This window comes from Pseudomonas urethralis (assembly GCF_021602465.1).
In the GTDB taxonomy this organism is placed as follows: domain Bacteria; phylum Pseudomonadota; class Gammaproteobacteria; order Pseudomonadales; family Pseudomonadaceae; genus Aquipseudomonas; species Aquipseudomonas vlassakiae.
Genome location: NZ_BQIJ01000004.1, coordinates 111,099 through 136,730, shown reverse-complemented (window position 1 = coordinate 136,730; position 25,632 = coordinate 111,099). Strand labels below are relative to the sequence as shown.

General features: G+C 64.4%; 22 protein-coding genes. 13 read left to right on the top strand and 9 right to left on the bottom strand.

Features of this window, described 5'->3' with window-relative positions:
• Positions 1-12: 12 nt before the first annotated feature.
• The 5 genes from L6D64_RS08275 to L6D64_RS08255 all read right to left on the bottom strand — a co-directional run bounded on the left by L6D64_RS08275 (position 13) and on the right by L6D64_RS08255 (position 5,446).
• Positions 13-1,029: an ABC transporter permease gene (locus L6D64_RS08275; protein ID WP_176506311.1), complete on the bottom strand. Its 1,017-nt coding sequence runs from the start codon at positions 1,027-1,029 to the stop codon at positions 13-15.
• Entirely contained in the window at positions 1,029-2,087 is a 1,059-nt protein-coding gene (locus L6D64_RS08270; RefSeq protein ID WP_176506310.1) for a microcin C ABC transporter permease YejB, read from the bottom strand. The genes L6D64_RS08275 and L6D64_RS08270 overlap by 1 nt, the downstream gene beginning before the upstream one ends.
• Entirely contained in the window at positions 2,084-4,012 is a 1,929-nt protein-coding gene (locus L6D64_RS08265) for an extracellular solute-binding protein (protein WP_176506432.1), read from the bottom strand. Before L6D64_RS08265 ends, L6D64_RS08270 begins: the two co-directional genes overlap by 4 nt.
• Before the next feature lie 7 nt (positions 4,013-4,019).
• On the bottom strand, positions 4,020-4,301 hold the full coding sequence (locus L6D64_RS08260) for a peptidylprolyl isomerase (RefSeq protein WP_054884552.1): 282 nt from the start codon (positions 4,299-4,301) through the stop codon (positions 4,020-4,022).
• An 83-nt stretch (positions 4,302-4,384) separates the two neighbouring features.
• Positions 4,385-5,446: a 3-deoxy-7-phosphoheptulonate synthase gene (locus L6D64_RS08255; RefSeq protein ID WP_176506309.1), complete on the bottom strand. Its 1,062-nt coding sequence runs from the start codon at positions 5,444-5,446 to the stop codon at positions 4,385-4,387.
• Between the two features lie 631 nt (positions 5,447-6,077).
• Between L6D64_RS08255 and benA the strand changes: the two genes are divergently transcribed.
• The 11 genes from benA (at position 6,078) to L6D64_RS08200 (ending at position 15,182) form a co-directional block, all read left to right on the top strand.
• Entirely contained in the window at positions 6,078-7,436 is a 1,359-nt protein-coding gene (gene benA, locus L6D64_RS08250) for a benzoate 1,2-dioxygenase large subunit (protein ID WP_176506308.1), read from the top strand.
• Positions 7,433-7,918 (top strand): benzoate 1,2-dioxygenase small subunit, encoded by a 486-nt coding sequence (gene benB, locus L6D64_RS08245; protein WP_099814917.1) that lies wholly within the window; start codon positions 7,433-7,435, stop codon positions 7,916-7,918. The genes benA and benB overlap by 4 nt, the downstream gene beginning before the upstream one ends.
• 70 nt (positions 7,919-7,988) lie before the next feature.
• The gene (benC, locus tag L6D64_RS08240; RefSeq protein WP_176506307.1) at positions 7,989-9,002 is read left to right on the top strand and encodes a benzoate 1,2-dioxygenase electron transfer component BenC; all 1,014 of its coding nucleotides are present in this window, start codon (positions 7,989-7,991) and stop codon (positions 9,000-9,002) included.
• Between the two features lie 197 nt (positions 9,003-9,199).
• Positions 9,200-9,961: a 1,6-dihydroxycyclohexa-2,4-diene-1-carboxylate dehydrogenase gene (locus L6D64_RS08235; RefSeq protein WP_176506306.1), complete on the top strand. Its 762-nt coding sequence runs from the start codon at positions 9,200-9,202 to the stop codon at positions 9,959-9,961.
• A 57-nt stretch (positions 9,962-10,018) separates the two neighbouring features.
• Positions 10,019-11,140 carry a muconate cycloisomerase family protein gene (locus L6D64_RS08230; protein ID WP_176506305.1) on the top strand — a complete coding sequence of 374 codons (1,122 nt, stop codon included), beginning with the start codon at positions 10,019-10,021 and terminating at the stop codon, positions 11,138-11,140.
• A 150-nt stretch (positions 11,141-11,290) separates the two neighbouring features.
• Positions 11,291-11,581, top strand: a complete 291-nt coding sequence (catC, locus tag L6D64_RS08225) for a muconolactone Delta-isomerase (protein ID WP_176506304.1) — start codon at positions 11,291-11,293, stop codon at positions 11,579-11,581.
• 38 nt (positions 11,582-11,619) lie between these two features.
• Positions 11,620-12,534: a catechol 1,2-dioxygenase gene (gene catA / locus L6D64_RS08220; protein WP_176506303.1), complete on the top strand. Its 915-nt coding sequence runs from the start codon at positions 11,620-11,622 to the stop codon at positions 12,532-12,534.
• A 222-nt stretch (positions 12,535-12,756) separates the two neighbouring features.
• Entirely contained in the window at positions 12,757-13,842 is a 1,086-nt protein-coding gene (locus L6D64_RS08215; protein ID WP_176506302.1) for a metal-dependent hydrolase, read from the top strand.
• 2 nt (positions 13,843-13,844) lie between these two features.
• Positions 13,845-14,519, top strand: a complete 675-nt coding sequence (locus L6D64_RS08210; protein ID WP_176506301.1) for a TraX family protein — start codon at positions 13,845-13,847, stop codon at positions 14,517-14,519.
• A 171-nt stretch (positions 14,520-14,690) separates the two neighbouring features.
• Positions 14,691-14,903, top strand: a complete 213-nt coding sequence (locus tag L6D64_RS08205) for a cold-shock protein (protein WP_176506300.1) — start codon at positions 14,691-14,693, stop codon at positions 14,901-14,903.
• 72 nt (positions 14,904-14,975) lie between these two features.
• The gene (locus tag L6D64_RS08200; protein ID WP_176506299.1) at positions 14,976-15,182 is read left to right on the top strand and encodes a hypothetical protein; all 207 of its coding nucleotides are present in this window, start codon (positions 14,976-14,978) and stop codon (positions 15,180-15,182) included.
• 154 nt (positions 15,183-15,336) lie between these two features.
• Here the strand turns inward: L6D64_RS08200 and L6D64_RS08195 are convergent, their stop codons facing one another.
• Together L6D64_RS08195 and L6D64_RS08190 are read right to left on the bottom strand one after the other, a co-directional pair.
• The gene (locus L6D64_RS08195; RefSeq protein ID WP_176506298.1) at positions 15,337-16,857 is read right to left on the bottom strand and encodes an FAD-dependent oxidoreductase; all 1,521 of its coding nucleotides are present in this window, start codon (positions 16,855-16,857) and stop codon (positions 15,337-15,339) included.
• 184 nt (positions 16,858-17,041) lie between these two features.
• Positions 17,042-18,370 carry an MFS transporter gene (locus tag L6D64_RS08190; protein ID WP_176506297.1) on the bottom strand — a complete coding sequence of 443 codons (1,329 nt, stop codon included), beginning with the start codon at positions 18,368-18,370 and terminating at the stop codon, positions 17,042-17,044.
• A 163-nt stretch (positions 18,371-18,533) separates the two neighbouring features.
• On the opposite strand from L6D64_RS08190, the gene L6D64_RS08185 reads away from it, so the two are divergent.
• Complete coding sequence (locus L6D64_RS08185; RefSeq protein WP_176506296.1) at positions 18,534-19,631, top strand: sugar diacid recognition domain-containing protein; 1,098 nt, start codon at positions 18,534-18,536, stop codon at positions 19,629-19,631.
• Between the two features lie 111 nt (positions 19,632-19,742).
• Positions 19,743-20,882, top strand: a complete 1,140-nt coding sequence (locus L6D64_RS08180; RefSeq protein WP_176506295.1) for a glycerate kinase — start codon at positions 19,743-19,745, stop codon at positions 20,880-20,882.
• A gap of 268 nt (positions 20,883-21,150) precedes the next feature.
• Here the strand turns inward: L6D64_RS08180 and L6D64_RS08175 are convergent, their stop codons facing one another.
• Complete coding sequence (locus tag L6D64_RS08175; RefSeq protein WP_176506294.1) at positions 21,151-22,146, bottom strand: SCO family protein; 996 nt, start codon at positions 22,144-22,146, stop codon at positions 21,151-21,153.
• A gap of 63 nt (positions 22,147-22,209) precedes the next feature.
• The gene (locus L6D64_RS08170) at positions 22,210-25,602 is read right to left on the bottom strand and encodes an Ig-like domain-containing protein (protein ID WP_176506293.1); all 3,393 of its coding nucleotides are present in this window, start codon (positions 25,600-25,602) and stop codon (positions 22,210-22,212) included.
• Positions 25,603-25,632: the final 30 nt, after the last annotated feature.

Sequence of the window (25,632 nt, the reverse complement as noted above, 5' to 3'; positions counted from 1 at the left end):
TAATCCTGAAACCTATCCTCTGGGGTCGAACGCCTCGCGCAAGGCATCCCCGATAAACACCAGCAGCGACAAGATGACTGCCAGCGCAAAGAACGCGGTAAAACCCAGCCATGGCGCTTCCAGGTGCTGCTTGCCCTGGGTCACCAGTTCGCCCAGCGAAGCGCTGCCGGCGGGCATGCCGAAGCCGAGGAAGTCCAGCGCTGTCAGGGTGGTGATCGCCCCGGTGAGCATGAAGGGTACATAGGTGAACGTCGCGTTCATCGCATTGGGCAGTACATGGCGCAGCATCACCAGGGTGTCTGGCAGGCCCAGGGCACGCGCCGCTTTCACGTATTCAAGGTTGCGCCCGCGCAGAAACTCGGCGCGTACCACATCGACCAGGGCCAGCCACGAAAACAGCGCCATGATCCCCAGCAACCACCAGAAATCCGGCTCGACGAAGCCACTGAGAATGATCAGCAGGTAGAGTACCGGCAGCCCCGACCACACCTCCAGCAAGCGCTGCCCGAACAGGTCCACCCAGCCACCGTAATAGCCTTGTAGCGCGCCGGCAGCGACCCCGATGAGCACGCTGATGACGGTCAGGGCAAAGGCGAACAGCAGCGAGGTACGCGTGCCATACAGCACCCGCGCCAATACATCGCGGCCCTGATCGTCGGTCCCCAGCCAGTTGCTCGCGCTCGGCGGGCTGGGGGTGGGTACCAGCAGGTCATAGTTGGGGGTGTCGGCACTGAACGGGATGGGCGCGAACAGCATCCAGCCGCCCTGGCTCTCGATCAGCTGGCGCACGTAGGCACTGCGGTAGTCCGGCTGGAACGGCAGCTGGCCACCAAACTGCTGCTCGCTGTAGCGCGTGAGTGCCGGAGTGTACCAATCGCCCTTGTAGCTCAGCAGCAGTGGCTTGTCGTTGGCCACAAGCTCCGCGCACAGGCTCAGCACCAGCAGGCCGGCAAACAGCCACAGCGACACCCAGCCCAGGCGGTTGCGACGAAAACGCTGCAGGCGACGACGCGAAACCGGCGATAGCATCAATGCGCCCTCGTGTCGAAGTCGATGCGCGGGTCGAGTACGGTGAAGGCCAGGTCACCGATCAGGCGGAACAGCAGGCCGGCCAGGGTGAAGATGAACAGCGTGCCGAACACCACCGGGTAGTCGCGTGACACGGCCGCTTCGTAGCTCATGCGGCCAAGGCCGTCGAGGGAGAAGATCACCTCGATCAGCAACGAGCCGGCGAAGAACACCGTGATCAGCGCCTGCGGCAGCCCAGCCAGCACCAGCAGCATGGCATTGCGCAGCACATGCCCATACAGCACACGGCGCTCGCTCAGGCCCTTGGCGCGGGCGGTGACCACGTACTGGCGCGAGATTTCATCGAGAAACGCGTTCTTGGTCAGCAGGGTGAGGGTGGCAAAGCCACCGATGACCAGGGCGCCGACTGGCAGCACCAAGTGCCAGAAGTAATCGGCGACCTTGCCCAGCAGGCTGAGCTGGTCGAAATCATCCGAGACCAGGCCACGCACCGGGAACCAGTTCAGCGAAGTGCCGCCCGCGAACAGCACGATCAGCAGCAGCGCGAACAGGAACGAGGGCAGGGCATAACCGACCACGATCAGCGCGCTGCTCCAGGCATCGAAGCGGCTGCCGTGGCGCACCGCCTTGCGGATGCCCAGCGGAATCGACACCAGGTAGGTGATCAGCGTGGCCCAGAAGCCCAGCGACAGGGTCACCGGCAGCTTGTCGACGATCAGGTCGGTGACCTTGGCCCCGCGGAAGAAGCTCTGGCCGAAGTCCAGCCGGGCATACTGGCCGAGCATCAGCCACAGGCGTTCCGGGGCGGTCTTGTCGAAGCCGTACTGTCGCTTGATTTCTTCGATCAGCTTCGGGTCCAGGCCGCGGGTAGCACGGGACTCGCCGTGAACCACCTCGACCCGGGAACCGGGCGCGCCGCCGCCCAGCCCCTGCAACCGCGCCACCGCCTGCTCGACCGGGCCACCGGGCGCGGCCTGGACGATGGCGAAGTTGACCAGCAGGATCGCCAGCAAGGTCGGGATGATCAGCAGCAGGCGCCGCAGGATGTAGCTGGTCATGGCCGGGCCTTCTGCCGTTCGGCCATCTGTGCGTTGGTCAGCGCCGTCGGGCTGATTTCCCACCAGCTGTCCAGGCCTTCGTCATAGGCAGGCTGAACGTTCGGCAGGCCGAAGCGGTTCCACCACACCGTCGAACTGCCGGGTGGGTAATAGTTGGGGATCCAGTAGTAGTTCCATTGCAGCACCCGGTCCAGGGCATGGGCGTGGTGCAGCATGTCGGCCTGGCTGTCGGCGCGCACCAGGCCGTCGATCAGCTGGTCGACCGCCGGGTCCTTGAGCACCATCAGGTTGTTCGAGCCTGGGTCGTTGGCGGCGGCCGAGCCAAAATAGTTGTACAGCTCGGCGCCAGGCGACAGAGTCACCGCATAGCCGGTGACGATCATGTCGTAGTCGCGGGCCATCAACCGGTTCACGTACTGCGCCGAATCGACGTTGCGGATGTTCAGGGTGATGCCGATCTGTGCCAGGTTGCGCTTCCACGGCAGCAGCAGGCGCTCGATGCCGGACTGGCCGTTGAGGAAGGTAAATGCCAGCGGCTCACCCTGGGCGTTGACCAGGCGATCACCGTCGGGGCGCCAGCCGGCCTGTTGCAACAAGGCCAGTGCCTGCAACTGCTGTGGGCGAATGATTCCGGAGCCGTCGGTCATTGGCGCCGTGAAAACCTGCGTGAAGACTTCGTCCGGCACCCGGCCGCGCAGCGGTTCGAGCAGTTTGAGCTCGCCTGCATCCGGCAATGCGCGAGCGGCCAGCGGGGTATTGGAAAACACGCTCTGCTGGCGGATGTACAGGTTGCGCATCATCTGCCGGTTGCTCCATTCGAAGTCCCAGAGCATGGCCAGTGCCTGGCGCACACGGCGGTCCTTGAAGAGTGGCTTGTCCAGGTTGAACACGAAGCCCTGGGCCACTTGCGGCTTGGCCGGGCCGAGGTGCGCGCGCTGCAGGCGGCCATCGTCCAGTTGCGCGCCGTTGTAGCCCAAGGTGTAGGCGGTGGCGGAAAACTCGCGGTTGTAGTCGTAGCCGCCGCCCTTCAGCACCTGGCGCGCCACTTCGGTATCGCCGAAATACTCGATGCGGATGCGTTCGAAGTTGTAGCGCCCCCGGTTGACCGGCAGGTCCTTGGCCCACCAGTTCGGGTCACGCTCGAAGGTGATGCTGCGGCCATTGTCGATGTGCCCGATACGGTATGGGCCGCTACCGACCGGCTTGTCGAAGCCGGCACCGTTGGTGAAGTCGCGGTTGGCCCAGTCGTGTTCGGGCAGTACCGGCAGGCTGGCCAGGTCCAGTGCCAGCGTGCGGCCGTGGGGCTGCTTGAAGTCAAAGCGCAACTGCCGCGGGCCTTCGATCGTGACCCCGGCGACGTCGGCGAACTGGGTGCGGTACTTGAGGCTGCCTTCGGCCATGAGCTTGTCGAAGCTGAAGCGCACATCTTCGGCGCGTACTGGCTTGCCGTCGGCGAAGGTCGCCTTGGGGTCGATCTCGAAGCGCAGCCAGGCGTCGTCCGGGCCACGTTCCATGCGCCGGGCGATCAGGCCATAGACGGTGTATGGCTCGTCGAACGAGCGCTGCGCCAGGGGCGCATACAGCCAGCCATCGACCTCGCTGACACCGATGCCTTTGTCGATGTACGGCAGCAGATGATCGAACTGGCCGATCTCGATGGCCGAGCGGCGCATCAGGCCACCCTTGGGGGCGTCGGGGTTGACGTAGTCGAATTGGCGGAAGCTTTCGTTGTAGCGGGGGGCTTCGCCGTAGACGGTAAGCGCGTGAGTGGGCGCGGCTTGCACCATCCAGCCCATACACAAAAGCACGACCCCATAAATGACCTGTGGGAGCGGGTTTACCCGCGAATAGGCCCGAGCAGGCAATGGGTTTACCTGGTCTGGCCTCTTCGCGGGTGAACCCGCTCCCACAAGGGACACGATGATCAGCAGATCAGTCCTGGCGGCTGGTCACTTCCAGCAGGTGGTAGCCGAACTGGGTCTTGACCGGGCCCTGTACGGTGTTGACCGGGGCGCTGAACACCACGGTGTCGAATTCCTTGACCATCTGGCCTGGGCCGAACGAACCCAGGTCACCGCCCTGGCGGCTGGACGGGCAGGTGGAGTTGGCCTTGGCGATTTCAGCGAAGTCGGCACCGGCTTCGATCTGGGCTTTCAGTTCGTTGCACTTGTCTTCGGTGGCAACGAGGATGTGACGGGCGGTGGCGCGTGCCATGGTTACTGCTCCTTGGAGGGGTGAAAACGGCAAGCCTAGCGCACTTGCTCGGGTCATGTCTCGCCAGGCTTGCTGTAGCCGCTTCACATGCGGGCTGCGGCCTCGCGCAGCAGGGTTTCGGTCGCGCTCCAGCCCAGGCAGCCATCGGTGATCGACACGCCGTATTTGAGCGCGCCCTTGCCCAGCGCCTGGCAGCCGTCGAACAGGTGGCCTTCGAGCATCATGCCGACAATCGAGCGGTCACCGGCCAGGCGCTGGGCCAGCACGTCCTCGAACACGGCTGGCTGGCGGGCAGGGTCCTTGCCGCTGTTGGCATGGCTGCAGTCGACCATGATGCGCGCTTGCAGGCCGGCCTTGGCCAGCCCCTGGCGAGCCTGGGCGATGCTGGCGGCATCGTGGTTGGGGCCCTGGTGGCCGCCGCGCAGCACCAGGTGCGTGTCCGGGTTGCCCAAGGTCTCGATGATTGCCGGGTAGCCCTGCGCATCCATGCCGAAGTGGCGGTGCGGGGCCGCAGCGCTGCGCATGGCGTCGCAGGCGATGCCGACGCCGCCGTCGGTGCCGTTCTTGAACCCGACCGGCAGCTCCAGGCCGCTGACCATTTCCCGGTGAATCTGCGATTCGGTGGTGCGCGCGCCAATCGCCGCCCAGCCCAGCAGGTCATCGAAGTAGCCAGCCGCCATTGGTTGCAGCAACTCGGTGGCGATCGGCAGGCCACGTTCGATCATGCTCAGCATCAAGCCACGGGACAGGGCGATGCCGGCATGCATGTCGTCGCTGCCATCGAGGTGCGGGTCGTAGGCCAGGCCCTTCCAGCCGACGGTGGTGCGTGGCTTTTCCACATAGGCGCGCATCACCAGCAGCAGCTTGTCGTCGACATCGCGGCTCAGCGCCGCCAGGCGGTCGGCGTATTCCAGGGCCGAGCGCGGGTCGTGGATCGAGCAGGGGCCGACGATCACCAGCAGGCGCTCGTCGCGGCCTTCGAGAATGGCGCGGATGGCCTGGCGGTGGCGGTGGACTTGCTGGGCGAGTTCGCTGGACAGCGGCATCTGCTGCTTGAGCAGGTGCGGGCTGGGCAGGCGCTGGCTGACGGTGGTGTTGGCCGCGAGCGGTTGGGTCAGGGGCAGAGCGAGGTTCGAGGCTTGCATGGCGTATGTTCCCTGGGCGGACGGCGGGTCTGGCCCGCGCGGTCGGCCCTATCGAGGTGTTCGACTAGTCGTTGATTGGTTGTCTGCAGCATTGCCACCGGTGATGGACCGATCGGAGGCGGCAGGCTGGCCCGAACGGGATTGGCTAAATCGCCAGGCATAGGTGCTTGCGTAGTCATAAGTGGCGTAGTTCATGAATCTGTCCTCGGTTCGAATCGGTAAAAGTGCAATGGCCTGAAAAGCAAAACCCCCGGTCGGGAAGCCGACCGGGGGTTTGAGTATTCTCATGTTCGGCGGCCCCTCGAAGGTGGGCGCCGGCTGGGTATCGGCGCCTAGTGGCTAAACCAATACCCAAAGTAATAGCTGGCAGCAGCCTGGCAGCCGGCAACGGCCAGCACAGGGCGCAGGCTGCGACCGGTGTGGTTGGCGTGGTTGCGGGTGTGTTTTGGCATGTTGCGCTCCAGTGATTGAGCCCGAGCTTACTTCAGGCGCTGCGCACTGTTCAATGGATAAATGCTATCGCGCCGATATTTGCACAAAACGGATAGCACTCTGCAGGCGATGGATATTGCCAACCCAGGCCCCGCCCTAACCTGACCCGGTCTGAACAATAACAATGGAGACCCTGGCCATGTCCCTGGGATTCGACTACCTCAATGCCATGCTCGAGGACGATCGCGAAACGGGCGTCTATCGCTGCAAACGCGAAATGTTCACCGACCCGCGCCTGTTCGACCTGGAGATGAAGCACATCTTCGAGGGCAACTGGATCTACCTGGCCCATGAAAGCCAGATCCCCGAAAAGAACGACTTCCTCAGCCTGACCATGGGGCGCCAGCCAATCTTCATCGCGCGCAACAAGGACGGGGAACTCAATGCCTTCCTCAACGCCTGCAGCCACCGCGGCGCCATGCTGTGCCGGCACAAGCGCGGCAACCGCGCCAGCTACACCTGCCCGTTCCACGGCTGGACCTTCAACAACAGCGGCAAGCTGCTCAAGGTCAAGGACCCGAGCAACGCCGGCTACCCCGCCAGCTTCAACTGCGACGGCTCCCACGACCTGACCAAGGTGGCCCGCTTCGAGTCGTACCGTGGCTTCCTGTTCGGCAGCCTGAAGGCCGACGTCAAGCCGCTGGTCGAGCACCTGGGCGAATCCGCCAAGATCATCGACATGATCGTCGACCAGTCCCCGGAGGGCCTGGAAGTGCTGCGCGGTGCCAGCTCGTACATCTACGAAGGCAACTGGAAGCTCACCGCCGAGAACGGCGCCGACGGTTACCACGTCAGCTCCGTGCACTGGAACTACGCCGCCACCCAGCACCAGCGCAAGCAGCGCGAAGCGGGTGACGCGATCAAGACCATGAGTGCCGGCGCCTGGGCCAAGCAGGGCGGTGGCTTCTATTCCTTCGACCACGGCCACCTGCTGCTGTGGACCCGTTGGGCCAACCCTGAAGACCGCCCGGCCTTCGAGCGCCGCGAGCAACTGGCCGCCGACTTCGGCCAGGCCCGCGCCGACTGGATGATCGAAAACTCGCGCAACCTGTGCCTGTACCCGAACGTGTACCTGATGGACCAGTTCAGCTCACAGATCCGCATCGCCCGGCCGATTTCGGTGAACAAGACCGAAATCACCATCTACTGCATCGCCCCAAAAGGCGAGAGCGCCGATGCCCGGGCCAAGCGCATCCGCCAGTACGAAGATTTCTTCAACGTCAGTGGCATGGCCACCCCGGACGACCTGGAAGAGTTCCGCTCCTGCCAGACCGGCTATGGTGGCGGCACCGGCTGGAACGACCTGTCCCGTGGCGCGCAGCACTGGGTGGAAGGCGCCGATGAGGCCGCCAGGGAAATCGAACTCAAGCCGCTGCTGTCGGGTGTGCGCACCGAGGACGAAGGTTTGTTCGTGCTGCAGCACAAGTACTGGCAGGACACCATGATCAAAGCCCTGGAAGAGGAAACCCAGTTGATCCCCGTGGAGGCCGTACAATGAGCCTGCATGACACCGTGCGCGACTTCCTCTACCGCGAAGCGCGCTACCTGGACGATGCCCAGTGGGACCAGTGGCTGGAGCTGTACGCCAGCGACGCGACCTTCTGGATGCCGTCCTGGGACGATGACGACAGCCTCACCGAAGACCCACAGAGCGAAATCTCGCTGATCTGGTACGGCAACCGTGGCGGCCTGGAAGACCGGGTGTTCCGCATCAAGACTGAGCGCTCCAGCGCGACCGTGCCGGACACCCGTACTTCGCACAACATCAGCAACATCGAGATCGTTTCGCTGTGCGAAGGCAGCTGCCAGGTGCGCTTCAACTGGCACACCCTGAGCTTCCGCTACAAGACCACCGACAGTTATTTCGGCACCAGCTTCTACACCCTCGACCTGCGCGGCGAGCAGCCGCAGATCAAGGCCAAGAAAGTGGTGCTGAAAAACGACTACGTGCGTCAGGTCATCGACATCTACCACATCTGATCCGAGGTAACGCGAGCCGCTCGGTGTGCCATTTGGCGCGCCGCGGCCAGGCTCGCCCGCGAGGTGCAACATGAGCTTCCAGATCGCGCTTAATTTCGAAGACGGCGTGACCCGCTTCATCGAGGCCAGCGGCCATGAGACCGTGGCCGATGCCGCCTACCGCCAGGGCATCAACATCCCGCTGGACTGCCGCGACGGCGCCTGCGGCACCTGCAAGTGCAAGGCCGAGTCCGGGCGTTACGACCTGGGCGACAACTTCATCGAAGACGCCTTGAGCGAGGCCGAAATCGCCGAAGGCTACGTGCTGACCTGCCAGATGCGCGCCGAAAGCGACTGCGTGGTACGCATTCCGGCGTCGTCGCAACTGTGCAAGACCGAGCAGGCCAGCTTCGAGGCGGCCATCAGCGACGTGCGCCAACTGTCGGCCAGTACCATCGCCTTGTCGATCAAGGGCGAGGCGCTGAGCCGCCTGGCGTTCCTGCCGGGGCAGTACGTCAACCTCAAAGTGCCGGGCAGCGACCAGAGCCGCGCCTATTCCTTCAGCTCGCTGCAGAAGGACGGCGAGGTCAGCTTCCTGATCCGCAATGTGCCGGGCGGCCTGATGAGCCGTTTCCTCACCGGCCTGGCCAAGGCCGGTGACAGCATGAGCCTGGCTGGCCCACTGGGCAGCTTTTACCTGCGTCCGATCCAGCGCCCGCTGTTGCTGCTGGCCGGCGGTACGGGCCTGGCACCGTTCACGGCGATGCTGGAGAAAATCGCCGAGCAGGGCAGCGAACACCCCGTGCACCTGATCTATGGCGTCACCAACGACGTCGACCTGGTCGAGCTGGACCGTTTGCAGGGCCTGGCGGCGTACATACCCAACTTCACTTTCAGCGCCTGCGTCGCCAACCCCGACAGCCAGTACCCGCAGAAGGGCTACGTGACCCAGCACATTGCGCCGCAGCACCTCAACGACGGCGATGTCGATGTGTACCTGTGCGGGCCGCCGCCGATGGTCGAGGCGGTGAGCCAGTACCTGCGCGAGCAGGGCATCACCCCGGCGAACTTCTACTACGAGAAGTTTGCAGCGGCTGCGGCCTGAGGTTCCTTTGGGGCCGCCGGCATCGTGCGGGTGAAGGCGGCCTCTTTTTATTGACTGCGGGATTGCTGGGGCCGCGTTGCGGCCCTTTCGCGACACAAGGCCGCTCCCACATGTTCGGCGTTCCCTTGTGGGAGCGGCCTTGTGTCGCGATGGAGGGCGAAGCCCTCCCGGCAGTTTCGGATCGAGAGGAAGTCGAAATGAACAAGAGATTCCAGAGCAAGGTCGCGTTGGTCACCGGCGCCGCCCAGGGCATTGGCCGTGGCGTGTGCTGGCGGCTCAAGGCCGAAGGCGCGCAGGTGGTGGCGGTGGACCGTTCCGAGCTGGTCCACGAGCTGGCCGGGGAGGGCATGCTGACCCTCACCGCCGACCTCGAGCTGCATGCCGATTGCGCCCAGGTCATGGCCTCTGCGGTGGAGACCTTCGGCCGCCTCGACATCCTGGTCAACAACGTCGGCGGCACGATCTGGGCCAAGCCCTTCGAATACTACGAAGTGGAGCAGATCGAGGCCGAAGTGCGTCGCTCGCTGTTCCCGACCCTGTGGTGCTGCCACGCGGCACTGCCGTACATGCTCGAACGCGGCAGCGGCGCCATCGTCAACGTCTCGTCGATCGCCACCCGCGGGATCAACCGCGTGCCGTACGGTGCGGCCAAAGGCGGCGTCAATGCGCTCACGGCCTGCCTGGCCTTCGAAACCGCTGGCCGCGGCATCCGGGTCAATGCCACTGCGCCTGGCGGCACTGAAGCCCCCGCGCGCCGTGTACCGCGCAACAGCAGCGAGCAGAGCGAGCAGGAAAAGGCCTGGTACCAGCAGATCGTCGCCCAGACCCTCGACAGCAGCCTGATGCACCGCTACGGCAGTATCGACGAACAGGTCGGCGCGATCCTCTTCCTGGCCTCCGACGAGGCCTCCTACATCACCGGCGTGACCCTGCCAGTCGGGGGCGGTGATCTCGGTTGATGCCTGGGCCCGGATGACGACTGCCCGATTCTTCACTGACTGAACTGGAGCTTTAGCATGACAAGCCCGACCATCGAACGGCTGGACGCGATCATCGTCGACCTGCCGACCATCCGCCCGCATAAGCTGGCGATGCACACCCTGCAGCAGCAGACCCTGGTGGTCCTGCGCCTGCGCTGCAGCGACGGCGTCGAAGGCATCGGCGAGGCCACCACCATCGGCGGCCTGGCCTACGGCTACGAGAGCCCCGAGGGCATCAAGGCCAACATCGATGCATACCTGGCGCCCGCGCTGATCGGCCTGCCGGCGGACAATATCAACGCCGCCATGCTCAAGCTGGACAAACTGGCCAAGGGCAACACCTTCGCCAAGTCCGGCATCGAAAGCGCCTTGCTCGACGCCCAGGGCAAGCGCCTCGGCCTGCCGGTCAGCGAGCTGCTCGGTGGCCGGGTGCGTGACAGCCTGGAGGTGGCCTGGACCCTGGCCAGTGGTGACACCGCCCGTGACATCGCCGAGGCCGAGCACATGCTGGAGATTCGCCGGCACCGCGTGTTCAAGCTGAAGATCGGCGCCAACCCGCTGGAGCAGGACTTGCAGCACGTGGTGGCGATCAAGCGCGAACTGGGCGAACGTGCCAGCGTGCGGGTCGACGTCAACCAGTACTGGGACGAATCGCAAGCCATCCGCGCCTGCCAGGTGCTCGGCGACAACGGCATCGACCTGATCGAGCAGCCGATCTCGCGCATCAACCGCGGCGGCCAGGTGCGCCTCAACCAGCGCAGCCCGGCGCCGATCATGGCCGACGAATCCATCGAAAGCGTCGAGGATGCCTTCAGCCTGGCCGCCAGTGGCGCGGCCAGCATCTTCGCCCTGAAGATCGCCAAGAATGGTGGCCCACGTGCGGTGCTGCGCACCGCGCAGATCGCCGAAGCGGCCGGTATCGCCCTGTACGGCGGGACCATGCTCGAAGGCTCGATCGGCACCCTGGCCTCGGCCCATGCCTTCCTGACCCTGCGCCAGCTGACCTGGGGCACCGAATTGTTCGGGCCGCTGCTGCTGACCGAAGAGATCGTCAACGAGCCGCCGCAGTACCACGACTTCCAGCTGCATGTGCCGCGCACCCCAGGTCTGGGCCTGACCCTCGACGAACAACGCCTGGCGCGCTTTGCCCGCCGCTGATCCACGGGCTGAAGGAACACACATCCCCTGTAGGAGCGGCTTTAGCTGCGAAGCAGGCGACGCGGAGGATGACACCGGCTGTGCCGGTGTTCGCGGCTGAAGCCGCTCCTACAGGGACCGCGCAAGCTTTTGGAAATAGGAGAACACAACATGCTGTTCCACGTGAAGATGACCGTGAAACTGCCGGTCGACATGGACCCGACCAAGGCCGCGCAACTGAAGGCCGACGAGAAGGAACTGGCTCAGCGCCTGCAGCGCGAGGGCAGTTGGCGCCACCTGTGGCGCATCGCCGGGCACTACGCCAACTACAGCGTCTTCGACGTGCCCAGCGTCGAGGCGCTGCACGACACGCTCATGCAGCTGCCGCTGTTCCCGTACATGGACATCGAGGTCGACGGCCTGTGCCGCCACCCGTCGTCGATCCACAGCGACGATCGCTGATTCAACCCCTTGCACAAGAACAAGATGAGGTCACCATCATGACTGTGAAGATTTCTCACACTGCCGATATCCAGCAGTTCTTCGAAAAAGCCGCCGGCTTTGACAATGACCAAGGCAGCCCGCGCCTGAAGCGCATCATCCAGCGCCTGCTGCAGGACACCGCGCGCCTGATCGAAGACCTGGAAATCACCGAGGACGAGTTCTGGCACGCCGTCGACTACCTGAACCGCCTTGGCGGGCGCGGCGAGGCCGGGCTGCTGGTGGCTGGCCTGGGCATCGAGCATTTCATCGACCTGCTGCAGGATGCCAAGGATGCCGAAGCCGGCTTGACCGGCGGCACCCCGCGCACCATCGAAGGCCCGCTGTACGTGGCCGGCGCGCCGCTCGCCCAGGGTGAAGTGCGCATGGACGATGGCAGCGAGGAGGGCGTGGCTACGGTCATGCTGCTTGAGGGCCAGGTGCTCGACCCGCAAGGCCAGCCACTGGCCGGCGCCATCGTTGACCTGTGGCATGCCAATACCCGTGGCACCTATTCGTTCTTCGACCAGAGCCAGTCCGCGTACAACCTGCGCCGACGCATCGTCACCGATGCCGAAGGCCGTTATCGCGCGCGCTCCATCGTGCCTTCGGGCTACGGCTGCGACCCGCAGGGTCCGACCCAGGAATGCCTGGACCTGCTCGGCCGTCACGGCCAGCGTCCGGCGCATGTGCACTTCTTCATCTCGGCACCGGGCCATCGGCACCTGACCACGCAGATCAACCTGGCCGGCGACAAGTACCTGTGGGACGACTTCGCCTACGCCACCCGTGACGGGCTGGTGGGCGAGGTGGTGTTCCATGAACGGGCTGAAGGCCGTTATGCCGAGCTGAAATTCGACTTCCAGTTGCAGAAGGCCCAGGCCAGTGCGGATGAGCAGCGCAGCGGGCGACCGCGGGCGCTGCAGGAGGCCTGATACGCCGCGCTGGTTTGTTCGCGGGCACGTCCGCTCCCAGAGGAGCACCACAGGTGCTGGACGGTGTCCATGGGTTGCGCCGTGCTCAGAACCGGCTGACCCTGGTATACACCTGGCAGCTGCCTTAAGGCATCATCGGCCATTTGTTGTCACACAGCAGCGATTGCGCCACCCGGCCACTGGGGGTTAGGTTTCCTCAAGTGCCATTCAGGAAGGCTGACTGTGGACTCCATCACCCAAGCCGTGCTCGGTGCTGCGCTGCAAGGCACGGTACTCGGCCGCCTTCAGGGCCGGCGCTCGCTCATTTATGGCGCTGCACTGGGCACCGTACCAGACCTCGACGTGGTCATCCGCTACGCCGACCCGGTGTCGCAGATGACCTACCACCGCGGCTTTTCCCACTCGATCTTCGTCCTTACCGGCCTGGCCTTGCTGCTGGCCTGGCTGGTCAACCGGCTTGGCCGAACGCGCTGGCCCGACAAGGGCTACACCTTGCCCCGTCTGTTCTTGGCGTTCTGGCTGGTGCTGGTGACCCACCCGATACTCGACGCGTTCACGGTCTACGGCACCCAGCTGTTCTGGCCGTTGCCATTCACCCCGCTGAGCTGGGCGGCAGTGTTCATCATCGATCCGGTGTACACCGTGCCGCTGCTGGTGGCGGTGATTTATGCCGCATGCAAGGGCCTGCAGGGAAGGGCGATACGGTTTTTGAGCCTGGCACTGCTGTTCAGCACGGCCTATCTGGGTTTCGGCCTGGCCGGTCGCATGGCCGCCGAACAGCGCCTGCAGGCAGCGCTCGATGCGCAGGGCATCGTGGTCACCGAGGTGCGCGCAGTGCCGATGGCGTTCAACAGTCTGGTCTGGCGGGTGCTGGCGAAGACCCCGGATGGCGACTACTACGAAGGCATCAGTAGCGTATTCGACCGCGAAGCGCCTGAAATGCAGCGCCTGCCATTGAACCTGGACGCGGCGAAGGCGTTGCGCGGTTCCGCGCTGCTCCAGCGCTTGCGCTGGTTCACCGACGACTGGCTGCGCTATGACCAGATCGGTAACGCACTGGTGGTCACTGACCTGCGTATGGGCATTCCGGGCAATTACACCTTTCGCTTCAACATGGCCCAACGCGACAGCCAGGGCAATTGGATTGTCGACCGGCCGAGCATATGGCGAGGCGCCGGCGCGGGCTCGATGTTCAGCAGTGCCGACCTGGCACTGATCTGGCGGCGTATCCTGGACCAGCGAACACCGTTGCCACTGGCAACCTGGACCAGCAAGTACCTGGGACAGGCCAGCGAGGCTGGGCGCTAGGGGTGCGCTCGGCGGGGCTGGACCTGGTCAAGTGGGTGGCGATCGTGACCATGGTCGCCGACCATGTGCGGTTCATCTGGCCCGCAGCGCAGGGCCTGTTCATCGTCGGTCGGTTGGCGTTTCCCTTGTTCTGCCTGGCCATGGCGGTCAACGTGGCCCGTGGTGGCAACAGCAACCTGCGCTATCTCGGCTGGATGCTCGCATTCGCCGTATTGTCCGAAGCACCCTATCGCTGGCTGGATCCGGACTCGCAAACCTTCAGCATCATTCCCACGCTGACCCTCGGCTTGCTGGTCGCATGGGGTGTACAGCATCCGCAGCTATGGGTTCGGCTGGCCGGGCTTGCTGCGGTTCTGCTCGCTGCGCTCTGCAGTGAACGCTTGATGTACGGCCTACCGGGTGTCTTGCTACCGGCCGGTTGGCTGTTGGCACGTCGCCAGGGCGGGCTGACCTGGCTGCTGCCGAGCCTGCTCGCCGTGGCGGGCAACCTGACCAACAGCTGGCTGCGCGGGCACCTCGCGGCCCCGGTGACCTTGCTCACCATGGCCGCAGCGACAGCGGCCATTCCCATCGGCTGCCTGCTGCTCCGGGTCGAGCACTGGCCGGTGCCAGCGGTGCGACGTTGGGGCTATTGGTTCTACCCTGTGCACTTGTTACTCATCAAAGTGCTTGTTTAAGCCTTGCGAATTGCCGAATCCATCTACTTTTTCACAAAACGAAAATGAACAGAACTGATAAAAATGCCAGTAGCTATTGCCGCTTGCGCGTTCGAAGATGAAGCGGCGCTGGACATCTGTGTCCCAACGGTTGCCCAGTAAACCCAAATTCAGTGGTCAAAGGTGCAGATCATGTCTGAAACAAAATCGGGCACAGTGAAATGGTTCAATGATGAGAAAGGATACGGATTCATCACGCCAGATGACGGTGGCGCTGACCTTTTCGTCCATTTCAAATCCATTGCATTGGAAGGATTCAAAACCCTGAAAGAAGGCCAGAAGGTCACTTTTGTAGAAGAAAAGGGGCAGAAGGGCATGCAGGCAGCCAAGGTTCAACCCTCATAGACAACCGGCACCTTGCACGATCCAGCGAGCGCCCGAACGAGCGCAAGATCCACCCGCACGGAGGTGTTGTTCATGTCCAGTAAAGTGCGTGACATAAACCCGGTATCCGTATCTGCCGATCCTGGGACGGGGACAGCAGAACAAGGCATGTATTTTCTGCATGAGCCCGGCAAACAGTTTCGTGAGGGCCAAGCTGTTTCCTACGAAGTAGGCATTGATGACCAAGGCCGACTTTACGCTTTCAATGTGCAGATTGAAGTGGAACCCCCCGTGCATTGATCAGGCTGCTGGGCAAGGGGGGAGCCTTCAAGCTCCCTTCTTCAGTAACAGGCCTGCATCGGCGGGGCCCATACCAACCTTGGACGCGACCAGCCAGTCCTGCGGGTGACGCGCCAGCGCTTGAGGGGCTTTGAGAGGTTGCTGGCACGTTGAGTCAGCCAATCAGCTGAAGTGCCTCCTCCAGGCTCAAGGATCGCTTCATCCGCTGTGACAGCGTCGCCATGGCATCCGAATAGCCCTTGGCAATCACTGCCTCGACCTGTTCCCCGATACACTGCAAGGCAATGAAGTCGCCTTTCTCCGGTTCCCCGACGAATTCGATACGGTCCCAGTCCCGGGCATGCCCCAGCACCTCGTAGGTGCGCCCGTTCTGGTAGGTCCAGAAAAACGGCACATCGTTGTAGCGGCGCTGTTCACCCAACATGTTGGCAGCGGCGATCACCCCAAGCTGCTGGGCCAGGCGCCAGTGCTCGATGCGCACCGGCCGACCGTCATGAGGGAAAGTAGCGATGTCACCGGCTGCCCATAGCCCCTCGGCGACATGCAGTTCGGCATCGACCTTCAGCGACTGGTCCTTGCCCAGCGGCACGCCTTGCACGAAGGCAGTGGCGGGCTTCACGCCGGTGCCAAGCAGTACCAGGGCGGTGGACAGTTTTTCGCCATTGGCCAGTTGCACGGCTTCGACTTTGTCCTCGCCGAGGAAGCGTTCGACCTCGGTCGGGCCATGAAAGACCACGCCCTTGCGTTCATGCAGCTCACGCATACAGCGGCCGATACGCTCACCGAGCTGCTTGGCCAACGGGACTTCGTGACGGGTGACCACGTGCACCTGCGCACCGTACTTTCGCAGTGCCGAGGCGGCTTCCAGGCCTATGAAGCTGTCTCCGACGATCACCACCGGCTGCCCCGGTTCGGCGGCATCGAGCAGGCGTGCGGCATCCTCGCGTGAGCGCAAGGTCATGATGCCGGGCAGGTCGACACCTGGCAGCTGCGGACGCACCGGCTTGCTGCCAGTGGCCAACAGGGCCGCGTCGTAATCGATGTGCTGGCCGTCGGCGAGGATGATCTGGCGCTTTTTCGCGTCGAGAACCCGGACTTTGCCGAAGCGCCGATCCAGATGGCCTCTGCGCAACTGGTCGGGTTCGATCAGGCTTGACACCTCGTCCGGCGCCATCTCGCCGGCAATGACGAATTTGCTCAAGGCGGTGCGGTCGTAGGCGGGTTGGCGCTCCTGGTCAAGCCAGATCAGGTGCCCGCCAAAGCCGTGGTCGAGCAGTGTGGCAACGGCCGCCGAGCCGGCAGCACCGGCACCGATCACCACGAAGGTGCGGGCATCGCTGTGACGCGGTGGCTCGTTCTTTGGCAACGGCTGGTCATCGACCCAGACTTCACCGTCTTTGACCCACGCCCGGTAGCGGCGCAGGCCGGTCAAGGCCGGAGGTTCACAGACCGCACCTTCGTCGACGGCAAACGCTGCCTTGTGCCAAGGGCAGATCAGCAGGCCGCCACAGACCACGCCTTCTTCCAGTGGCGCGCCTGCGTGCGGGCAGTTGCCCTGGTAGGCATGGACCTGATCGCCCTGGCGGACGAGGATCATTTCTTCGTTGCCTGCCTGGACGCGCAATGGGCGCTTGGCATCGAGCTGTTCGAGGCGGGCCACGGCGTGCTGGGTCATGGGGCTTCTCCAAAGGGGGCCTTTGGAGACATTTGACGCCTGAGGGGCGAAGGGGATGCGTTGAGCTGACGATCGGCGTCCAGTGCTCGCCTCGGGATTTGCAGTGCCGATGAGATCGAGCGCCGCGCGGGCGGCGCTCGATCTCATCGGCACTGCAAACCTCCCGGCGAACGCACCAGAAAGCTCAATTGGCCGGCGCAGTCTTCAGTGCACCGGCCCGGGTAACCCGCAGGGCCACCAGGCTCCCCAGCACGATCAACGCGGCCAGCGAATACAGTGCGGCATCGGTCGAGCCGGTCTGGTCCTTGATGAAGCCGACCAGGTACGGGCTGAGGAACCCGGCCATCTGGCCCACCGAGTTGATGATCGCCAGGCCTGCCACTGCGGCACTGGCGCTGAGCAGCGCGGTCGGCATCGGCCAGAACATCGGCAAGCCGGTGAGGGCACCCATGGTGGCGATCGACAGGCCGAGGATGGCAAGGGTCGGGTTGCCGGCGAAGTTGACCGCGATCAGCAGGCCGACGGCGCCCATCAGCATCGGTACCACGAGATGCCAGCGGCGCTCGTTGCGCAGGTCAGCCGAGCGCCCGCAGAGGATCATGAACACGCCGGCCAGCAGGTACGGAATGGCGCTCAGCCAGCCGATCAGCAGCGGGTTGTCGAAGCCCATGTTCTTGATGATCGACGGCAGCCAGAAGTTGATCGCGTACACACCGCTCTGGATACAGAAGTAGACGAAGCCGAAGGTCCAGATCAGCGGGTTGGTCAGCACGGCCATCACGCTGTCGCCACGGGTGGCTGGCTTGCTGGCAGCGTCGGCCTCAAGGTCGGCGGCGATCAACTGGCGCTCGGCAGTGCTCAGCCAGGCGGCTTTCTGATAGCCGTCGCTGAGTAGCTTGATGGCCAGCACGCCGAGGAGCACGGTAGGCACCCCCTGGATCAGGAACATCCACTGCCAGCCGGCCAGGCCATGCTGGCCGGCGGCGAAGTGGTCGAGGATCCAGCCCGAGAATGGCCCACCGAGCAGGCCCGACACCGGGATCGCCGACATGAACAGGGCCATGATGCGGCCACGGCGGTCGGCCGGGAACCAGCGCGAGAGGTACAGCACCACGCCGGGGAAGAAGCCCGCTTCGGCGGCGCCGGTCAGCAGGCGCAGGGTGTAGAACTCGGTCGGGGTGGTGACGAACAGCAGGCAGGTCGACAGGCTGCCCCAGGCGATCATCATCGCGGCAATCCAGCGCCGCGGGCCGAAGCGGTTGAGCGCCAGGTTGCTCGGCAGGCCGCAGAGCACGTAGCCGATGAAGAAGATGCCGGCGCCCAGGCCGTACACGGTCTCGCTGAACTTCAATGCGTCGAGCATCTGCAGCTTGGCGAAGCCGACGTTGACGCGGTCCAGGTAGTTGAACAGGTAGCAGATGAAAATGAACGGGATCAGCCGCAAGGTGATGCGCCGGTACAGCGCGTTGCGGGTGATGTCGGTGCCTTGGTCAGGGGCAGGGCTGTGTGCCATGATCGTGGTCTCTGTTGTTATGGTTGTCGCCGCGTCGCCTGTGCCGGCGCTCGCCCTGACGAGTCTCGGGGAGTGCGACGCGCCTGTCTTTGTGCGTTTGCACAGCGTATCGTGCATGGCGCTGTGCTGCTGTACAAAAGCTGACACGTTTAAGGATCGCTGAATGTTCGAACTGGACCATGACCTGGCGCAGGATATCGTCGATCGGGCGATGGCCATTCTGCCGTGCAACGTCAATGTCATGGACAGCCAGGGGCTGATCCTCGGCAGTGGCGAGCCGGAACGCATCAACACCCGCCACGAGGGTGCGCAGCTGGTATTGGCCAATGGCCGGGTGGTCGAGCTGGACGTCGACGCGGCCAGGTGCCTGAAGGGCGTGCAGCCGGGGGTCAACCTGCCGTTGATGCTCGACGGGCGCCTGATCGGCGTGCTTGGCCTGACCGGTGAGCCGCAGCAACTGCGCACCTACGGCGAACTGGTGCGCATGACCGCGGAAATGCTCCTGGCGCAACGCCACCTGCAGGTCGAGCAGCAGTGGCGGCGCCAGCGTTGCGACGACTTGCTGGCGTTGCTGCTCGGGGGTAGTGGCGATTCGCCGCGGCTGCTGGATGAGGCGCAGCAACTGGGCCTGAAACCTCAGTTGCCACGGGTGCCATGCCTGTTCGAGCTGCGCGCCGGCCCGCCCGCCGAAACGCTCTCGGCCTGGTTGATGAGCCGTTACCCGGAAAGCTGGTGCGTGAGCCCTTCACGCGAGTCATTGCTGTGGTGCCGGCCGGCGGGCCTGGTGCTGGATGAAGCACGCCTGATCGAACGCCTGCAGCGCCACGGCTGGGAGGTCGAACGCCTGGCCCTGGGCGGCGCAGCGCAGAGCCTGGAGCAGCTGCGCCGCGGTTATCGACGCGTGCGTGACTTGCTGGCCTATGGCCGCGAGGTGCTGCCGCAAGAGCAAGTGCTGAGCCTCAACCGCTACCGCTTGCCGGCGTTGCTCTGGCGCCACCGCAACGAAGACGCGCTGGATGAGTTGCTGGAGCCGCTGCAGCGCCTTCGCGCCCGCGATGCCAGCGGCCAGCTGCTGAACACGCTGCGCGCCTGGTGCGCGCACGATGGCCAGAGCCAGGCTTGTGCCGATGCCCTGGGGATTCACCGCAACAGCCTGCGTTACCGGCTGGAGCGCATCGCCGAACTTGGCGAAGTGGACCCGTTGCGCCTGGAAGGCATGCTGAGCTTGTACCTGGGGCTGCAACTGCTGCCGGCCGACTGAACGGCGGCAAAGGCATTTGCCCAAACAACGCCGCCGGGATTTTGTGCATCCGACCGAGGCCGGCGCGCCAGACAGCTGTCAGCATGCCGGTCATCAGGACAGGAGAATCCCATGAAAATCGTCATCGCCCCCGACTCGTTCAAGGACAGCCTCGACGCTGCCGGTGTCGCCCGTGCCATCGCCCTGGGCTTGAGCGAGGCGTTGCCCGCCGCCGAACTGGTCGAATGCCCGATGGCCGATGGCGGCGAAGGCACCCTGCAGGCGATCGTCGCTGCCAGCCATGGCGAACTGCGTCGCCTGACCGTGCGTGGGCCGCTGGGGCAGCAGGTCGAAGCCGGCTGGGGCTGGCTCGCAGACAGCCGCACCGCAGTGATCGAGATGGCCCAGGCCAGCGGTATCCAGCTGGTGCCCAATGGCCAGCGCGATGCCTGCCGCAGCAGCACCTGGGGCACAGGCGAGCTGATCGCCGCGGCGCTGGCGGCCGGGGCGCAACGTATCGTCCTGGCCATCGGCGGCAGTGCCACCAACGATGGCGGCAGCGGCATGCTGCGCGCCCTGGGCCTGCGCCTGCTGGATGCCGATGGGCAGGCGCTGGAAGAGGGAGGGCTGGCCCTGGCGCGGCTGGCCCGAATCGATGCCAGTGGCTTGGACCCGCGCCTGGCCCAGGTGCAGGTTGAGGTGGCAGCCGATGTCGACAACCCGCTGTGTGGCGTCAATGGCGCCTCGGCGATCTTCGGCCCGCAGAAGGGCGCCAGCCCGGAGCAAGTGCAGGCCCTGGACCGGGCGCTTGGCCATTTCGCCGACCACTGTGCGCAGCTGCTGGGTGAAGACGTGCGCGATTTCCCGGGTTGCGGCGCGGCAGGCGGAATGGGCTTTGCCGCCAAGGCCTTCATGGGCGCGCGCTTCCGTCCAGGCGTGGAAGTGGTCGCCGAACTGGCCGGCCTGGACGCGCTGGTGCAAGGTGCCGACCTGGTGATCACCGGGGAAGGGCGCTTCGACGCCCAGACTCTGCGCGGCAAGACCCCCATGGGTGTGGCGCGGGTGGCCAAGCGTCACGGGGTGCCGGTGGTGGTGCTGGCGGGGACCTTGGGCGAAGGCTATGAACAACTCTATGCCCACGGGATCGACGCCGCGTTCGCGCTGGCCAGCGGGCCGATGACCTTGGAGCAGGCTTGCGCTGACGCCGGACAATTGTTGCGAGCGCGGGCCGGTGACATTGCCCGTGTCTGGCGCTGCGCCACAAACCGCTGAACGCTTCGAAAAAAGCCGTCGGCATTCAGTGTCAATGTCGTTGTAACACGGTACCTGGCATTGGCAGAGTCTGCCCAGCCGAGGGCGGCGGCCTTGATCTCGACGCTGATCAAGGGGCCTGTAGGCAGGCAAGCTACGCTGCGCGTCAGGCTGGAGCATTGTGCCAATGTTTCATTGGCCCATGACCAGAGTCGCCTGTGATGGACGCGCTGATTGACGCTCATGCCATTGCCCCAGGGGGGTGTAAAGCTCAGCGTCTCCAGCTCGTTCAAGGAGTGCCCCGATCCGCCAGGGGCGCCTGTATGCGCGCCGTTTCTTCCTGCAGGTAAGTGATCAGCGCGGTGATCTCGGTATCGCCCAGCCGCATGTTGGGCATGGCCAGGCGGTTGTACTGTTCATAGAGCAGGGTGGCCAGCGGTTCCTTCTCGGCCAGCATCTGGTCCGGTTCCTTCAGCCAGCGTAGCAGCCAGCTTGGGTCGCGTTGCTGGGTGACACCGAGCAGGTCAGGGCCGATGCCGGGTTGGCCGGGTTCGGTATTGCCCACGGTGTGGCACGAAGAGCAGCGGGTGCGGAAGATCTGTTCGCCACTGCTGGGCGGGCGGATCTGCGGTGCGCTGGCGTAGTCGTTGGTCGTGGCACTGGCCTGTTTCCAGTTGTGCAAGCTGTTACCCAGGCGGTCGGCGAGGATGTACGGGCTTTCGAACGGTGAAGCCTTCATCCAGCGGCCTGTGGCCTGGTTGCCGATGATCAGGCTCAGGTTGTGGTCCCTGGAACGCCCGTTCTCAAGGCCTTCGATGTACAGGCCCAGGCGCCGGCGCAGTTGTTCGATGGCTTCGGGTTCGCCGGTCAGCAGCGTCCAGCCGGGGCCGATGCCGAATTTCTCGGCATAGCGTTTGAGGGTGGCGGGGGTGTCGTTGTAGGGGTCGATGCTGATGGAGTAGAGAAAGATGTCCTTGCCCACCCGGTCACCGAGGATCTTCTGCACCTGGCGCAGCCGCGCCGTTTCCACGGGGCAGGAATCGGAACAGCCAGTGAAGATGAAGTTGATCGCCACCACCTTGTCCTTGATCAGGTCGTCGAAGAAGCGCACCGTCTTGCCGTCCTGGGTGACCAGCGGGGTATTGGGAAAGTAGCTGGAGCCCCACGGTGTGGCAGCCCCGGCCGATGCTGGCGACTGCGCCGATTCAGCTGGCTTGATCGGCCAGTAGTGAGTACCGGCAGCGAACAGGGTGAGGGCAAGCAGAACACGCCATGACAGGGCCATGATGTCATTCCTCCAGTGATGAGGCAGCCGGGGCCGCAAGGCGGCCCCCTTTCAATGGAACAGTCACTTGATGCTGATTGGCGCCGTCACGCTTTGCCCCAGTGCCGACTTCACGGTGATCGTCGCCGGTGTCGCCGGGCCGCTGCCGGTAGTGGTCACCGACAACCGCCAGCGGGCCCCGCTGCCTGCCGCCGTCAGCGTCGCCGTGCCCAGGTTCAGCGGGCCACTGGTGGTGGCTGCGGTCACGCTGATGCTGTTGCCGCTGGCCACCGAGGTGGTGCCGGAGATGTCCCAGGTGTAACGGTTGTTGCTGCGTACCTGCACGACGGCGCTGCTGACTTGGACCTGGTCCGCTGCTACGGCAGGGCTTACCGCGACACTGACCGTGGCCTGGGTCAGCGAATCGGCACCTTTGGCATCACGCGCCGTGTAGGCAAAGCTGGCGGTGAATGGCGTGTCGACCGTGGCCGGCGGGTTGTAGGTCACGGTGGTGCCATCGGTGCTGACCGTACCCTTGCCGGAGTCCGGCTGGCTGAGGTCCCTGATGGTCAGCGGCAGGTTGCCTTCGGGGTCGGTGTCATTGGCCAGCACATTGATCACGATCGGCTTGCCGGCCGTGGTCGCGGCGCTGTCGTTGTTGGCCACCGGTGGCTTGTTGGCGGTGTCGGTGCTGGTATTGCTGGCGGTGCGGAAGGTTGGCAGGCCCACCGACGCCATGTACTGCACGCCATCCCAACCCGGCAGCGGGGTCGGCATCACCTGGAACTGGCCCGGGTGCTCGATGTCCCAGCGCAACAGCATCGAGTTGTCTTCGTGCTGGGTGTTGTGGCAGTGCTCCATGTAGGTGCCGGCGAACTCACGGAAGTGAATGGCCATTTCCACTTCTGCCGAGGAGTCAGCGTCCGGGCCGATGCGGTAGACGTCCTTGCGTGCCCATTTTTCCCATTCCGGCGGCGCCTTGCCGTCACGGCTGAGGATCACGCCCTCCTCGAAGTGCACATGCACCGGGTGGCTCCAGCCGCTGCCGCCGTTCTTGATCTTCCACACTTCCAGGGTCCCGTCGCCGCTGAAACCGGCCTGGGTCGCTTCGCTGGACAGCTGCGCTGCCGCAGAGATGCGCCGCGGGTCCATGCTGTAGCCGAAGCCACCGTCGGTCTTGATGGTCCAGGGGGTCGTGTCGGTGCCATCGGAGCGACCGAAGGTGAACTCGCGGTGTCGGGCGGCCTTGATCCTGGCCTGGTCGGCCACGGCATTGCGATCGATCACCAGCGGGATCATCTTCAGGCCTTCGGCCTTGCCCGGCTTGGCCGGTTCATAGGCCGTCGGATCCATGCTCAGGTCCTGGCCGCTGTAGGGCTGCACGACCAGTTGCATGACCTTGCCCACCACCGGGTCACCGTTGTCCCACTGCGGGCCGTTGCTGGTCTGCTTGATCACGGCCTTGTACTTCTCGGACAGCACGTCGGCCAGCGGGATGGCCTGTTTCGGACCCTTGCCGGTTTCATGCTCCATGATGTTGACGATGTACAGCTTGTCGCCGACCTTGATCCCGCTCTTGGCGAAGTTGATGATGATGTCGTAGCGCTCGGCGATGCCTTGCAGCGGCAGGATGCCGTTGTTGTCGTCGGTCTTGCCGTCGCCGTTGAGGTCCATGGTGCCGTCGAACGGCACGGCGTGTTCCATGATGTTGCCGTCATTGGCGATCATGTGGAATGGCACGCGGGCGTAGGACACGTTGGAGCCGGGAGGGCCCTTGAACTCGCCACTGTTGCCGGCAACTTCACGCACCACGGCAAACTTGAAGTAGCGCGACACCGAGCCGTTGAGGATGCGGAAGCGATAGCTGCGGGCGCGGACCTTGAGCTTGGGCTGGTACTGCCAGTTGACCAGCACCTGGTCGCCGAGGAAGCCATCGGTGTTGAACGGGTTGAACCACAGCTGGCCGTTCTGATCCCAGGCCTTGTCGGCGATCACCAGGTTGACGTCGTAGTCGCGATTGCCCCAGGGCATCCCCGCACCGCTGGGGAAGCGCAGGTTGACGCCGTCCTGCAGTGCTTCGTTGCCACGGTCGATGGCGCTGTAGTAGTTCATCATCACGGCGTTGCCCTTGTAGACGTTCTGCGCCGTGAAATCGAGCATGTGGTCGTGGAACCAGTGAGTACTCATGGTTTCGTGCCAGTCGCCGCGGATCTTGATGCTGCCGTTCTCGCAGGTCTTGAGCCCTGGGTTGGCGTCGTTGACGAACAGGGTTTCACCCGGCGAGCAGGGGAAGGCGGCGCGCGGGTCTTCGGCACGGGTGTTGATGGTGTCGTAGCCGGCCAGCTGGATCGGCCAGCGATAGTCGTAGTACTGGCCTGGGAAGAAATAGGCGTTGGCGAAGCCATCGCTTTCGGCCGGCGAGTGACCGTTGTGCTCGTGGGTGGAGATGGTGTGCAAGCCGAAGCCTGCGTTGGCTGCCGGGTCGATCGGCAGCGCGTTGTAGTGGCGCATCAGCACTGGCTGGCCATAGCGGACCATCAGCAGCTTGGCCGGGAAGGTACCGTCGAATGTCCACAGCGACTTGTGGTTCTGCAGCGGCATGTTCGGGTGGAAGCGGGTGTCGATGCCCTTGGTGGTGCCGAGGGTGTTGGGGATGTCCGAGGTCTGGTAATACAGCCCACCCGGCGCGAACTCGCCGACGGCATAATTGTGCAGCTGCTTGCGGTCACGCAGCCCCTGGTTGATGCGTGCGCCTGCCTGTGCGGTCTTGAACGCAGCCTGGGGGTAGAACTCGTTCCAGCGCTGGTGCGACCAGCCTTTTCCTGGTGGCCGGCCTTCTGCCGGCGAGCCGACCGAATTACGGTTGAGGAACATTTCGATCTGCGCTTTCCACGGGTTGCGGTCCAGGGTGTTGGCGTACTGGGTTGGGTACGGGTACAGGCCCGGTTGCTTGAGGAAGGCTTCCAGGGCATTGCCGTTGGGGCTGCTGCGAGCGACCACATTCGGGTCTTGCGCAGGTTCCGGGCCGAGTGTGGGAACCGGGAAGGTCAGCGTTGGTGGCGGCAGGTTGGGGTCGAGTTTTTCCGGGCCGAATTCTTCGAACAGCAGCAATTGCTGGGTGAAAGGCTGCGCACCGAACAACGGGCTCGGCTTGCCGTTGGTTGGGTAATTGCGCGACGTCTGCAGCGCAGGCGGCAGCACGTTGTCGACGCGGTTGCTGGTACGGTCACCGTAAACCCCGTTTTGCAGTTCCAGCGAGCCTTGGTTGGCTTCCGGCAGGTTGAACAGGTTCAGCAGCGCGGGCGTGGGGTCAGCCGGCTGGTCATCATAGTGCGACGGGTCTGTCGGCGGCGGCTGGCTGACATCATCCAGCGAGGCGGCCATGGCTGAGATCAGCCCGAGGCTGAGCATCAGTGCGGTCACGGCGGACAATCTGAAGGCGTGGCTGGTGGGGTGGATCACGGCAGGTGTTTTCATTGCCTGGTGCCTCGCTCGCGGCTAAATGGC

What these genes read in the sequence shown, in the direction of transcription:
- L6D64_RS08275 (WP_176506311.1), bottom strand. Translation starts at nt 1,029, where the DNA reads ATGCTATCGCCGGTTTCGCGTCGTCGCCTGCAGCGTTTTCGTCGCAAC.
- L6D64_RS08270 (WP_176506310.1), bottom strand. Translation starts at nt 2,087, where the DNA reads ATGACCAGCTACATCCTGCGGCGCCTGCTGCTGATCATCCCGACCTTG.
- L6D64_RS08260 (WP_054884552.1), bottom strand. Translation starts at nt 4,301, where the DNA reads ATGGCACGCGCCACCGCCCGTCACATCCTCGTTGCCACCGAAGACAAG.
- L6D64_RS08255 (WP_176506309.1), bottom strand. Translation starts at nt 5,446, where the DNA reads ATGCAAGCCTCGAACCTCGCTCTGCCCCTGACCCAACCGCTCGCGGCC.
- benA (WP_176506308.1), top strand. Translation starts at nt 6,078, where the DNA reads ATGTCCCTGGGATTCGACTACCTCAATGCCATGCTCGAGGACGATCGC.
- benB (WP_099814917.1), top strand. Translation starts at nt 7,433, where the DNA reads ATGAGCCTGCATGACACCGTGCGCGACTTCCTCTACCGCGAAGCGCGC.
- benC (WP_176506307.1), top strand. Translation starts at nt 7,989, where the DNA reads ATGAGCTTCCAGATCGCGCTTAATTTCGAAGACGGCGTGACCCGCTTC.
- L6D64_RS08235 (WP_176506306.1), top strand. Translation starts at nt 9,200, where the DNA reads ATGAACAAGAGATTCCAGAGCAAGGTCGCGTTGGTCACCGGCGCCGCC.
- L6D64_RS08230 (WP_176506305.1), top strand. Translation starts at nt 10,019, where the DNA reads ATGACAAGCCCGACCATCGAACGGCTGGACGCGATCATCGTCGACCTG.
- catC (WP_176506304.1), top strand. Translation starts at nt 11,291, where the DNA reads ATGCTGTTCCACGTGAAGATGACCGTGAAACTGCCGGTCGACATGGAC.
- catA (WP_176506303.1), top strand. Translation starts at nt 11,620, where the DNA reads ATGACTGTGAAGATTTCTCACACTGCCGATATCCAGCAGTTCTTCGAA.
- L6D64_RS08205 (WP_176506300.1), top strand. Translation starts at nt 14,691, where the DNA reads ATGTCTGAAACAAAATCGGGCACAGTGAAATGGTTCAATGATGAGAAA.
- L6D64_RS08200 (WP_176506299.1), top strand. Translation starts at nt 14,976, where the DNA reads ATGTCCAGTAAAGTGCGTGACATAAACCCGGTATCCGTATCTGCCGAT.
- L6D64_RS08195 (WP_176506298.1), bottom strand. Translation starts at nt 16,857, where the DNA reads ATGACCCAGCACGCCGTGGCCCGCCTCGAACAGCTCGATGCCAAGCGC.
- L6D64_RS08190 (WP_176506297.1), bottom strand. Translation starts at nt 18,370, where the DNA reads ATGGCACACAGCCCTGCCCCTGACCAAGGCACCGACATCACCCGCAAC.
- L6D64_RS08185 (WP_176506296.1), top strand. Translation starts at nt 18,534, where the DNA reads ATGTTCGAACTGGACCATGACCTGGCGCAGGATATCGTCGATCGGGCG.
- L6D64_RS08180 (WP_176506295.1), top strand. Translation starts at nt 19,743, where the DNA reads ATGAAAATCGTCATCGCCCCCGACTCGTTCAAGGACAGCCTCGACGCT.
- L6D64_RS08175 (WP_176506294.1), bottom strand. Translation starts at nt 22,146, where the DNA reads ATGGCCCTGTCATGGCGTGTTCTGCTTGCCCTCACCCTGTTCGCTGCC.
- L6D64_RS08170 (WP_176506293.1), bottom strand. Translation starts at nt 25,602, where the DNA reads ATGAAAACACCTGCCGTGATCCACCCCACCAGCCACGCCTTCAGATTG.